This is a genomic window from Beijerinckia indica subsp. indica ATCC 9039 (assembly GCF_000019845.1).
Lineage (GTDB): Bacteria > Pseudomonadota > Alphaproteobacteria > Rhizobiales > Beijerinckiaceae > Beijerinckia > Beijerinckia indica.
Genome location: NC_010581.1, coordinates 1,077,975 through 1,090,058 on the forward strand (window position 1 = coordinate 1,077,975; position 12,084 = coordinate 1,090,058).

The 12,084-nt window shown below is 57.2% G+C and carries 11 protein-coding genes; 4 read left to right on the forward strand and 7 right to left on the reverse strand.

Annotation, left to right across the window (positions count from 1 at the left end):
- The first annotated feature begins 174 nt into the window (after positions 1-174).
- Positions 175-972 (forward strand): rhomboid family intramembrane serine protease, encoded by a 798-nt coding sequence (locus BIND_RS04775; protein WP_012383944.1) that lies wholly within the window; start codon positions 175-177, stop codon positions 970-972.
- A 252-nt stretch (positions 973-1,224) separates the two neighbouring features.
- Here the strand turns inward: BIND_RS04775 and BIND_RS22155 are convergent, their stop codons facing one another.
- From BIND_RS22155 to BIND_RS04790, 3 genes are all read right to left on the reverse strand, one after another.
- The gene (locus tag BIND_RS22155) at positions 1,225-1,548 is read right to left on the reverse strand and encodes a GrpB family protein (RefSeq protein ID WP_158304357.1); all 324 of its coding nucleotides are present in this window, start codon (positions 1,546-1,548) and stop codon (positions 1,225-1,227) included.
- A 275-nt stretch (positions 1,549-1,823) separates the two neighbouring features.
- Complete coding sequence (locus BIND_RS04785; protein ID WP_012383945.1) at positions 1,824-3,692, reverse strand: ABC transporter ATP-binding protein; 1,869 nt, start codon at positions 3,690-3,692, stop codon at positions 1,824-1,826.
- Between the two features lie 157 nt (positions 3,693-3,849).
- Positions 3,850-4,617, reverse strand: a complete 768-nt coding sequence (locus BIND_RS04790) for a phosphodiester glycosidase family protein (RefSeq protein ID WP_041777930.1) — start codon at positions 4,615-4,617, stop codon at positions 3,850-3,852.
- 62 nt (positions 4,618-4,679) lie between these two features.
- Between BIND_RS04790 and ribB the strand changes: the two genes are divergently transcribed.
- Positions 4,680-5,984 (forward strand): 3,4-dihydroxy-2-butanone-4-phosphate synthase, encoded by a 1,305-nt coding sequence (ribB, locus tag BIND_RS04795; RefSeq protein ID WP_012383947.1) that lies wholly within the window; start codon positions 4,680-4,682, stop codon positions 5,982-5,984.
- Between the two features lie 26 nt (positions 5,985-6,010).
- Positions 6,011-7,012: an Lnb N-terminal periplasmic domain-containing protein gene (locus tag BIND_RS04800; protein ID WP_012383948.1), complete on the forward strand. Its 1,002-nt coding sequence runs from the start codon at positions 6,011-6,013 to the stop codon at positions 7,010-7,012.
- Between the two features lie 15 nt (positions 7,013-7,027).
- Here the strand turns inward: BIND_RS04800 and BIND_RS04805 are convergent, their stop codons facing one another.
- The 3 genes from BIND_RS04805 to BIND_RS04815 form a co-directional block, all read right to left on the reverse strand.
- Positions 7,028-7,957 (reverse strand): histone deacetylase family protein, encoded by a 930-nt coding sequence (locus BIND_RS04805; RefSeq protein ID WP_041778464.1) that lies wholly within the window; start codon positions 7,955-7,957, stop codon positions 7,028-7,030.
- A gap of 296 nt (positions 7,958-8,253) precedes the next feature.
- A complete protein-coding gene (locus tag BIND_RS04810) occupies positions 8,254-9,210 on the reverse strand; it encodes a metallophosphoesterase (RefSeq protein WP_012383950.1) in 957 nt (318 codons plus the stop codon).
- Between the two features lie 530 nt (positions 9,211-9,740).
- Complete coding sequence (locus BIND_RS04815; protein ID WP_012383951.1) at positions 9,741-9,974, reverse strand: hypothetical protein; 234 nt, start codon at positions 9,972-9,974, stop codon at positions 9,741-9,743.
- 219 nt (positions 9,975-10,193) lie between these two features.
- On the opposite strand from BIND_RS04815, the gene BIND_RS04820 reads away from it, so the two are divergent.
- The gene (locus BIND_RS04820) at positions 10,194-10,988 is read left to right on the forward strand and encodes a DUF1499 domain-containing protein (protein ID WP_012383952.1); all 795 of its coding nucleotides are present in this window, start codon (positions 10,194-10,196) and stop codon (positions 10,986-10,988) included.
- A 20-nt stretch (positions 10,989-11,008) separates the two neighbouring features.
- Here BIND_RS04820 and acuI read toward each other — a convergent pair whose 3' ends face one another.
- A complete protein-coding gene (acuI, locus tag BIND_RS04825; RefSeq protein WP_012383953.1) occupies positions 11,009-11,992 on the reverse strand; it encodes an acrylyl-CoA reductase (NADPH) in 984 nt (327 codons plus the stop codon).
- Positions 11,993-12,084 lie beyond the last annotated feature (92 nt).

Genomic DNA, 12,084 nt, shown 5'->3' on the forward strand with positions numbered 1-12,084 from the left:
TATCCAATCATTCATGGAGCTCAGACGAGTCCGGCTGAGCTCCATGATGTTCGAGAGCATCGGGACCTTCAAAGTGAACCCTATTCGATGCTCTATCTTTTCTGAAAACGCATCAGATTGGCCCCAAAGCGGGAAACCACTTTTGGGTCTGATGCTCTAACGGGTACGAGATTCATGCCGGCGAAACGGGAAAAAATCTTCAATATTCCGCCGGTCATTCTCACGCTTCTTGTCGTGCTTTTTGCCATACAGGCTCTTTGCGACTGGCTTTCACCCGAGCAATTCCTGCGATTGTTGCAAAATTTCTCCTTTGTTCCTGGCCGTTTCACCTTCCAGATCGATCCCGACCGGGTGACGGATGTGCTGAATGCGCTGGCGCGTGAAGACGAACTCAAGATGCAGGCGGCCTTGTTCTTCCTGAACAATGGCGAGCCGCATTATTGGACCGTCTTGACCTATGCTTTTCTGCATGGCGGCTGGGCGCATGTCGGCATGAACGGCCTGTGGTTTGGCGCTTTTGGCTCGGCAGTTGCGCGGCGGTTTGGAAGCGGCCGTTTTCTTCTCTTTTGCGCTGGTGGTGCAATCGCTGGAGCCTTCATGCATTTTCTGACGCATATGGCGGATTTACAGCCGATTGTCGGCGCCTCGGCAGTGGTCTCGGCAGCCATGGCGGCGGCGATCCGCTTCGTGTTTCAGCCGGGCGCGCCGCTTGGCGGCACCCTGGGGTTCTCCGATGTCGAAGGGGATGACCTTTATCGTCAGCCAGCGCTTCCCTTGCGTGATGTGTTCTCGGATCGGCAGGCGCTGACCTTCTTGGCCTTCTGGTTCCTGTCCAATTTCCTATTTGGCGTCATGCCTGGCTCGTTAGGCCTCACCGATGCGACGATTGCCTGGGAGGCCCACATCGGCGGCTTTCTGTTTGGGCTCATTGCATTTCGTTGGTTTGATCCCTCCGCGAAGATCGTTCATTAAATCAGATGCATGAGCGATGCTTTACGTTTTATCGACGGTCGTCTTGGGCATGATCGACTCGAAGCGACGATCGTTCCGCCAGGACTGATTCCACGAAAGCAGCCTTTGCAACTCGGTAGAGTTCCATACTCGCTCCATCGTAACGCTGCTTCATCGCGTTATAGCGTGCTAACAATATAGGCTCAGCGCGGAGGCGATCTCGAAAAGCAATGAAGATGTCCAGAGGTTCACCCCGAACTACGAGTTGTATCCCTAGCGGGGGTGTCTTGCGTCATCTTTGAATGAGGAGAAGCTGTCTGTCCGAACCGACCCGACATTCCGAATGAATAATCGGGCAAGGTTTCGATCTACTTCGGCAAATTGAGCATGCTGGACTCGGATCACGATATCGAGATCACCTTTTGTAAGACAACCCGGAATAGAGGTTGCGCCAATATGTTCAATATCGACATCCTTCGGCAGCTTCGCCAAAAGCTGTTGACGCAGTGTTTGAAATGCCTCTTCCGCGACCGGACCCACCATGTCGGGCGACAGCATGACAACGCATTCACTTCGTTGAAGCTCCTGATTTTTCATACTGGAAACCATAGGTTCGGATACCTAGAGGATACGGATGAGTTTGCGTCTCACTCTTTGATTTTGTGATGCCGTAACAAGGTATTGGGCCAAGTGTAAGTCACTTCAGAATGACGCACCGATCAGTCGCAAGATCTAGAGCATCGGATGTTCAAATGGACTCGTGTCCGATGCTCTAAGTTTTTGTAAACGCATCAGATTGGACCCAAAAGTGGAGCCCACTTTTGGGTCTGATGCTTTAGGGCAGAGTTGCGCGTCATATTGCGGCCCAATGCTTATTCTTCAGCGAGATCGAAGATGGCATCGGCCTTGTTGGAACGGGCGGCTTCGAACTGGCCCGATTGCCGTTTCCAGGCGCGGGCATAGGCGCCATTGGCGGCAAGCAATTCCTTATGTGTGCCTTGCTCGATGATCGAGCCATGATCGAGGACGATCAGCCGGTCCATTTGCGCAATGGTCGAGAGGCGATGCGCGATGGCGATGACAGTCCGGCCTTGCATGAGAGTGCCGAGTTGTTCCTGGATCGCCGCTTCCACTTCTGAATCGAGTGCCGAGGTCGCCTCGTCGAGGATGAGGATGGGCGCATTCTTCAAGATCACGCGTGCAATGGCGATGCGCTGTCTCTGGCCCCCGGAAAGTTTGACGCCGCGCTCGCCGACCTGGGCCTCGAAACCGTGCCGGCCTTGATGGTCTTCCAGCCTTTCGATGAAATCAAGCGCATGCGCCTGTTCGGCGGCGGCACGGATTTCGGCTTCGCTGGCATCGAGCCGTCCATAGCGGATATTGTCGCGGATCGAGCGGTGCAACAGGGATGTATCCTGCGTAACCATGGCGATCCGGGCGCGCAGGCTTTCCTGCGTCACCTTGGCGATATCTTGCCCATCGATGAGAATACGGCCAGATTCGACATCGAAGAAATGCAAGAGCAGATTGACGAGTGTCGATTTACCGGCCCCTGAATGGCCGATGAGGCCGATGCGCTCGCCGCCACGAATGGTCAGATTGAGATCATGCAACACGCCGCGCGTGGTGCCATAACCGAAAGTGACATGCTCGAAACGGATCTCGCCCTCGGTGACATGCAGTTTTTTCGCATCCGGCCGGTCGGGCATTTGCCGTGGCACCGCCACCGAGCGCATGCCCTCCTGCACGGCGCCAACCGCCTCGAAAATCGTCGTGACGCTTTGCGAAATCCACCAGGCGAGATTGGCGACCTGCCACGTGAGCGTCAAACCTGTCGCTACCATGGCGGCCGAAAGGGCGCCGCGCGACCACAGATTCAGGGCCACGATCCCGGTGCCACTGATGAGGCTCGCGTTCAAGCAGGAAAGGCAAAGGCCGAACAAAGTGTTCAGCCTTTGCTGAGCGCGAAAGGCTTTGGTGTGATTGTCGATGGCGTCGCGCACGAAATGATCCTCGTCACGCGCGCGGGCGAACAGTTTGACCGTCAAAATATTCGTGTAACTATCGACGACACGCCCCGTCAGGGCCGAGCGGGCGTCCGAATTGGCTCGTGATCGATCCCGCATGCGCGGTACGAAGAATCGTAGCAGCGCTATGAAGAAGACGAACCAAATGGCGAGCGGCAAAGCGAGGATGACGCTTTGCGCCGAAAGCAGGAACAACGCGCTCGCGCCATAGACGAGAACCCGCCACACGATATCGACCGAGGTGACGATGGTTTCCCGCAGCGATGCCCCGGTCTGCACGACGCGGCTCGCGATCCGTCCCGCGAAATCATTCTGAAAGAAAGCCCAGCTCTGGCGCACCACATGCCAATGGTTCTGCCAGCGGGTGAGGTTGGTCAGGCCGGGAGTCAGAACCTGGTTCGTGATGAGACCATGGCCGAAGAAGACAAAAGGCCGAGCCACGAGAATCACGAAGAGAATGAAAAGCAGTTCACGACCATGCGTGGGCCAGAACACCTCGCGTGGCGTGGAATCGACCATCCCGACGATGCGACCCAGGAAAAACGGCAAAGCGAGATCGATCAGCCCGACCGTGAAACTCGTCGCGAACAGGATGAGGACGAGGCCTTTGACCTGTTTCGCAAAATGCCAATAGAAACCGATGAGGCTTTGCGGTGGCGCGGCCTCGGGCGCAACCTCGGTGGGTTGCAGCAGATCTTCCAGACGATTGAGCATGAGCGAGAAATGCCGGCGCGGGCGAAGGTGAAAGAGGGGCCGCAAGCTTGAGCGACCGAGAACTAGACCCGACCAATGTTGATTTCAATGCAAATTCGGCGCCGGAGACATAAAGAGGAAGGAAGTTTCCGCAATTGGTTGTAAAGGGAGAAATCTTCTATTTTCCGGCTGCGCCTTGCGTGGGTTTGGAGACGGCGCCGACGATCGGCCCGATCGGCCGCCATTGGTCATCGCGGTTGAGGGAAGGTGCGTAAAGGCTTGAAATCGAGCCGTCGAGAAACAAAGCATCCGGGCAATGGAGCCTGTCGCGGAACAGGCGGGCGAAGCGGAAAAAGGTGACCGGCGCCTCGGAAATTGCGAAAATCACTTCATGATTGTCCCTGACCCCAACGCCGTTGCGAATTTTCTCCGAGGTGCCGGTCGGTTCAATCTTGGGATGCAACTGATTATTGGCGACGAGCAGCGGGCCGGATTGAGTCGCATAATCGGGTTTGAGGCCTGATTGCAGAAAACGGCCGGTTTCCATAACGCCCGCGCTGGTCTGGCTGAAATAGAAAATCCCATTTGGTTTCATATGGAAATTGCCCGGCCCGTTACGCATATTGGCGGGATGGAGCAGGCGGCCCTCCTGAATATAAAGCCCGACGGGGCTGAGATCCTCCTGAAACATGCCGGCATTCATCGCGAATTCGAGCGTCTCGCCTTTGGGCTGTAATTGGGCGCGCAAGGGGGCAAAGCCGCCATAAGGCTGGCCGCCCGGCTGTTGCCAGAAAAGCCGCAAATCGCTTCGCTTGGTATCGAACCGGCAGACGACATAATTGATTCCTTCCTCGGTGAGAGGAAGGCAGGGCTCGGCCCACGCGGTGCCAGCCGAGAGGAAAAGGGGTAAGAAAACCCGCATCAGAAGTTTAGTAAAAATGAACATTTGGCTGGCTGCCGTGGTTTGTTTTAGTTTGACTAAACCCATGGGCGTACTAGAATGGCTTTATGAAACTCGGTGAGTGGCTAGAGCGCAATCATCTCACGCGATCGGATTTCGCCCGGAAGATCGGCCTTTCCAAGGGTTCGATTTCACAAATGTGCAATCAGCACAAGGCTTGGCCCTCCCGTGAAACCGCCGAACTGATCGTGCGCGCGACCGAAGGCGCCGTCACGCCCAATGATTTCCTGTCCAACGCCCTTCTCGAATCCCGCGCAAGCAAGGAGCGCTTCCCAATGCCCCATTCGGTCGCCCAGGCCATCGAGGCCATCGCCAAGGGCGAACTCGTCATCGTCACCGACGATGACGATCGCGAAAACGAAGGCGATCTCATCTGTGCTGCCTCGCTCTGCACGCCGGAGAAAATGGCCTTCATCATCCGCCATTGCTGCGGCATCGTCTGCGCGCCGCTCACGCTCGAGGAAGCGCGCCGTTTACATCTTTCCCCCATGGTCGCGGCCAATGATGCCCCCCATGGCACAGCCTTTACCGTCTCGGTCGATGGCAAACATGGGCTGACCACCGGCATTTCAGCAGAGCAGCGCTCCAATACCGTCCGGGCCTTAGCCAACGGTAATATGGGGGCCAGCGATTTCGTGCGGCCGGGCCATATTTTTCCGCTGATCGCCCGCGAGGGTGGTGTCTTGATGCGCTCCGGCCATACCGAGGCGGCGGTCGATCTCTGCCGTCTCGCCGGGCTTCCGCCGGTTGGCGTGATCTGCGAATTGACCAATGACGATGGCACCGTCATGGTCGGCGCGCAGATCAATGCTTTTGCCAAGGACCATGGGCTAAAGCGGATTTCGGTGGCCGATCTCATCGCTTATCGCCAGGCGCGTGAAAAGCTTGTCGAGCGGGTGGCGAGTTTCAGCGTGGAAGGGCCTTGCGGACCGCTCACCGGTTATGCCTATCGCACACCCTATGACAGCGTTCAGCATTTCGCCTTCGTCGAGGGCGAGATCGGCGATGGCCGGGCCATGCCGACCCGCTTGCACCGCGTTGATATCGTTGCCGACGTCATTACCGGCGGCGAGACGATCCGCAAAACCTTTGCAAAATTCAAGACGGAAGGGCGTGGCGTCTTCATTTATCTGCGGGACGGAACGGCCGGTGTGCCGGCGCAGATCACCGGCCAGGACAAAATGGATTCGGAAGCTTTGCGGACCAAGGAATGGCGCGAGGTCGGACTCGGAGCGCAGATTTTGCGTGATCTCGGCGTCAGCTCGATCAAGCTCTGCACCTCTGCCGCAATGACCTATGTCGGCCTCTCCGGCTTTGGCATAGAAATCGTTTCGACCGAAGGCTTGAGCTGACAACGAGCTTTTTCGGAGCGTAAAGCGTGGATGACGTCCGTCAGACAAGCGGTGTTGGGCTTGCCGCGCTTTTGCTCTTCTGGCCTGTGGTGCTTGTCGCGGCGGTGCTGGTTGGTTTCGCCGTCTGGTATCAGTCTGATGGTCTCAGACGCTGGCTATGGCTGGCGCTGGTGAGTGCAATCGCCATCGGTTTGCTCGTCTTGCAGCAGCGTGGCGATTCACGCTTTGCCTGGTGCGGCCTCGTGATCGCTTTGGGTGTCGCTGTCCTTTGGTGGATTTCGATCAAACCCTCCAATGATCGCGATTGGGCGCCCGATGTCGAACATGGCGTGACCGCAGAGCTGCAGGACGGCGACGCTCTCTTGCACAATATTCGCGATTTCGACTGGCGCTCGGAGACGGATTTCACCCCGCATTGGGAAACGCGGATTTATCCGATCGCGGCTCTCAGCTCTGTCGATCTGATCAGTTCCGTCTGGTCCAACCCAGCCATTGCTCATACGCTGATCAGTTTCGGCTTCGACGATGGGCGGTTTGTCGTCTTCTCAGCGGAAATCCGCAAGGAAAGGCACGAGTCCTTTTCCGAACTCGGCGGCTTTTTCAAAATGTTCGAACTGGTCCTGATCGCGGCCGACGAGCGTGACATCTTGCGCCTGCGCACCAATATCAGGCACGAAACGGTCTCGATGTTCAGGTTGCGGCTGACGCCGGAGCAGCGCCGCGCGCTCTTTCTGTCCTTTCTGGACATGGGCAACAGGCTGGCGGGGACGCCTGAATTCTATCAGACGATCACCTCCAATTGCACGACCATCATCTTCAAGCTGGCGCGACTCATCGAGCCGGGGACACCGCTCGACTGGCGCATTCTTCTATCGGGCTATCTCCCCGACTACCTCTATGAACATGGCATCGTCGACAAGAATTTGCCGCTTGAAATGGTCAAGCAGCGGGCTTTGATCACCCGTCTCGGCGAGGAGGCGGGCTCGGCGCCGGATTATTCTAAGAGGATCAGGGTTGCGGTGCCCTGATCCGTCGCTGAAGGGTCAAGCACCCATCAGGGTCAGGACATGGACCGCGACCGATCGGGCCAAAGCCTCGAGATCGTAACCACCCTCAAGAATGGAGACGACGCGGCCTTTGGCATGACGCTCCGCCAGTTCCATGATCTTTGCCGTCGCCCACATGAAGTCGGCCTCGACCAAATTGAGATGACCCATCGGATCGAGGCGATGCGCGTCGAACCCTGACGAGATCACGATGAAATCCGGATGGAAGGCATCGACCGCCGGCAGGATCCGGCTTTCCATCGCTTCGCGAAAGGCCACGCCGTCGTCGCCGGCCTTCAAGGGGGCGTTGACAATATTGTTGTGTTCGCCGGTCTCGGCCACGGAGCCCGTGCCGGGGAACAAAGGCATTTCGTGAGTCGAGGCATAAAGCACGCTGGCGTCGGACCAGAAAATATCCTGGGTTCCATTGCCGTGATGGACGTCAAAATCCACGATTGCTACGCGTTCGGCGCCATGGACCGCCTGGGCATGGCGCGCGGCAATCGCAGGCGTATTGAAGAAGCAGAAGCCCATGGGAACTTCACGCTCGGCATGATGACCCGGTGGCCGGGCGGCGAGAAAAGCGTTTTTGGCATCGCCACGCATGACTTCATTCACTGCGGCGGTCGTTCCGCCGATGGCATGGGCGATGGCCTCCCAACTGCCAGGGCTCAGGATCGTATCGGGACCGACTTCGACATAGCCTTCCTTGGGGCAGGCGTCGTGGATCGCGTCGACATAGGTCTCCGGATGGACCCGTAAAATAGCTTGCCGGTCATTGCCGGGCGCCAGCGCGCGATGCAGCATCTGGAAGCGTTCATGTTCGAGCATCTGATCGATGACGCGAATCCGGTCCGCACGTTCGGGATGGCCAGGGCCGGTATCATGGCCGGCGCTGGAGGGATGGCTGAGAAACAAAGTCGTCACGATCAATCCATGTTTACAATATCCAGCCGGAAAGCAGCTTCGCTTTTTCGGCTCGATAGGTGCGCGGGCAAAATTCCTAAGCCTCGGGTCGGACCCGAGACGGACGATCCGATGCATGAATGATACTAGAACACCGGACCTGGAAGTGGGTAGGCCTTTGAGTCTGATGCTCTGACAGCAGACCATAGATGATCATCTTCGAAAGTGGATACCTCTTTCGGAATAATCTGATGCATTTTCAAAAATGTAGAGAGGGAAGTTCAAAAACGTGGAGAGGAAAGAACGCGCCGGGGCGCTCACATGCTGGCCGCGAGAGCCGGTCCCGTCCCCTTGATGGTCACGTCAAGAACTTCCGGCGGCCGGTTGATCCGCACCGGCACGACAGAGGTGCCAAGCCCCCCTGAAACGAGCAGGTGATGGCCGTTCCTGACGATATGGCCATAGACGAGATCTTGAACAAAAGGCCGTTTGACAAGATGCGGCGTCAAGAAGGGAACATTGATCTGATTGCCATGCGTATGGCCGGACAAGGTCAGGGAAATGCGACGGTCACCCAAATCCGTGGCTGTATCGCTGATCTTATGGAAAATATAAGGCTCGTGCGCGAGGAAAAGGACAGGAGACTGATCCGTCACTTTGGCCAATGTGCCCGGCAGATCGTCCATGCCCCTGGTCCAGCGATGATGATCGTCGAAATAGCCGGTTTGAGAGCCAAGTCCCGCAACCCAGAAAGCTCGGCCATCTTTGTTCAAGCGGAGGGCGTCATTTTCGAGGAGCTTGATGTTGGCGGGGGCCAAGGCCCGACGGATGGATTCACCCTTGTCGCCCCGTATATACGGCAGCGGCCCATGCATCCAATCGTGATTGCCAAGAATGGCGTAGCTTCCGAGTGGGGCGCTCAGGATCGACAGAGCCTCCGCCCATTGCTCGGGCCAGACGGGTTGGGAGGCGACGCGGTTGCCGCCGTTGAAATCCCCCAAGAGGAAAATGATATCGGGGGAAAGGGAATTGGCCACCTCGGCGATCAGGCGCACGCGGGAGGGCGGCATCCAAGGCTCGCAGGCATGAATATCGGAAATGACAGCCGCCCGAAGGGTCAAATCCTTCGGCCAATGAGGAGGAGTGATCGAATAGCGGGTGACTTCCAGACGAAGTCCGGCTTCGATGGCGGTTGCATAGGCAGTGGTCCCGGCCCCCGCGAGGACGCAGGTGCCGGCGCCGAGAAGAAAATTTCGCCGTGTGAAGAGAGGCATGTCTGGAACTTACTTGTCGTAACGCGATCTCAAAAGAATATCACCACGGAAAGACGGCAGAATTAATGCTAAGCATTGTGTATGACCGCAGCGCAAAGATAAGCTGAAATAATCTTTTAAAGATACAGGAATCTCCCCGCAGGGAAAACAAATTTCAATCAATTTTTGGAGAAATAGGCGTTCTTCGAGCCAGAACGGCAAAGATGGGTCTGATCCGCCAGTTTCAGGGGGAGCAGCGCGCGGGAAAGCATCTGAAAGCGAAGGCTTTTTGGAAAAAGCCTCAAACTGATTCCAAAAGCTGATCCGGCTTTAAGATGGTCCTCTGGGAGTGTTTTTCTACCCAATGAGATACATTTATTTTGCGTAAGAAAACAGGGAAGGATCAGTATTTGTATTTTGTGAAAAATTCTTAACCTTTGCCCTGAACAGATCATAACTATTTTTGGATTCTTTTTCAGCGGTCAAGGATTCCATTCCGGAAGGCTCGTTGATGACGAACCTCCCGGTCGTGCAAAAAAGGCGGTGCTGCCTCAGGCAGCCTTATCGTGCTCCTGATCTTGGAGATCGCTTTTGTGCACATCATGCTCATGCATGGGGAGCCTTGAGACCGTGGACACAGAAGATTGTTCCGCGTTCTCCTGGTCGGACCGCCCCGTAAAAGATTCGAGAGCCGCGGCGACGGCGGAAATGCCAATCTCGCGGTAGAGGCGTGCGAGAAGATCGCGCGCTCCGGATTGGGGAAGGGGGGCTTCAGCTTCGCTCATGGCTCATCATCCTCGCTGGGGTCAATGCTTGGTCAACTCAAGGGTCTCGAGCAATCCATCGGCCTGAGACAGGTGAGTGCTGGCATTTTGCCCGGCTGTCTCGTTTCTCTCGGAGTGGAAGGCGCTCGTTTTGCCTGCAACGATGATGCGGCTGCGAGGTTAATGCCGGCTCTATCGATTAAAAGCTTTTCAGTTTTATTTTGGGAAAGGCCTTTCGGAATGCGCCGTCGGATTGTGGAAGAGCCTTATTCGGCCATGGCGCTCTGGAGTCGCCGTTTCGCGCTTTTGGCCTTTTTATTAGCTGGCCTCGGCATCCTCGCTTCCCGTTATGGGCTCGACGTTCGGAGCTTTCATATCAAGGGTCTCGATCTGAGAATGGTTTTTGTGGTTCTAGCCGCGGCGGTGTTCTCGGCCTGTCTCGCCTTGATCTCCAGTTTCATTGCCATGGCGATCATCTGGCGGACGGGCCGCAAGGGGCTTGGGGCCATGTTCGCGGGGTTCTTCCTCTCCCTTCTCTTGCTCGCTTATCCAGCCTATCTCGCCAGCCTTGCCTGGCGCTTGCCAGCCTTGAGCGACATTTCGACGGATCTTGCCGACCCTCCAGCCTTTTCCATGAGTGCCAAGGCGCTTGCGGCGCGTCGTCAGACAACGCCGGCGATCCCCTCCGAGGCCGAGCGTCAGCTTCAGAAAAGCTTTTATCCGGAGATCGAACCGGTTCTTCTCGATTCCGACGCGCAAGCGGCCTATCGCTCTGTCAGGCAGGCGGCGGCGGCCATGGGCTGGCGGATCGTCGAGGCCGTGCCGCCTTCAGGACGCAATGCTGGCCATATCGATGCGATCGCGCGGGGCCGTATTCTCGGGTTTCCGAATGATATTACGATCCGCATTCAGCCGCTCGGCGCGGAGACGCGGATCGACATGCGTTCCGTATCCACTCTCTTGCCGCATGATTTTGGCGCCAATGCGCGGCGCATACAACAATTCATGACGACGCTTCAGGGCGACGAAGAGTGAGAACCGGATCTTCTAGTCTCTCATGAACCAATGGTGATGATGACACGTCCGCGAACGGCGCCGGCGAACAGATCCTCGGCGGTTTGGAGCGCCTGAGCCAGAGGGCGTTCATGACTGATGAGATCGAGTTGCTGGCGATTGAGCACATTGGCGATGCGATCCCAAGCGACCCGCCGCGTCTCATTGGTGCGATAAACGCTGTCGATGCCGTAGAGCGTCACGCCACGCAGAATGAAGGGTGCGACGGTCGCCGGAAAATCCATGCCCTGCGCGAGGCCGCATGCGGCGACGGCACCTTCATAACGCGTCGAGGCGCAGACATTGGCGAGTGTATGACCGCCCACGCTGTCGATGGCGCCTGCCCAACGCTCGCGGCCGAGCGGCTTGCCAGGGCTTGCTAATTCCGCGCGGTCAATGATTTCGCTTGCGCCGAGCGATTTCAAATAATCAGTTTCCTGCAGCCGTCCCGTCGAGGCGATTACCTGGAACCCCAGCGTCGCCAGAAAGGAAATCGAAAAGCCGCCGACACCGCCAGAGGCGCCCGTGACGAGAATAGGGCCGTCGCCGGGCTTAAGGCCATGTTTTTCGAGCGCCATGATCGCGAGCATGGCTGTATAGCCAGCCGTGCCGAGCGCCATGATCTGGCGGAGGGAAAGTCCTGTCGGCGGCTTGAGCAGCCAGGCGGCTTTGAGGCTCGCCAGTTCGGCAAGACCGCCCCAATGCGTCTCGCCGACGCCCCAGCCGTTCAGAAAAACCTCATCGCCGGGCTTGAAAGCGGGGTCCGAACTGGTTTCCACATGGCCTGCGAGGTCGACGCCGGGCACCATTGGAAAATGCCGGACCACCGGGCCTTTGCCCGTCAAGGCCAAGGCATCCTTATAATTGATCGTTGAATAGGCGACCCGAACCCGGACATCGCCCTCCGGCAAATTGGCTTCGTCGATATCCGTGAAGGCGACGCTTTGCTTACCGTCGATCTTATCGATCAACCACCCTTTGAACATGAGACTCTTCCCAAATGAGAGGGCCGCTCACAGGATCGATGCGGCCCTCATGACAGATGTCATCCCGGCATGGCCGTGATGAGTTTGGTGGC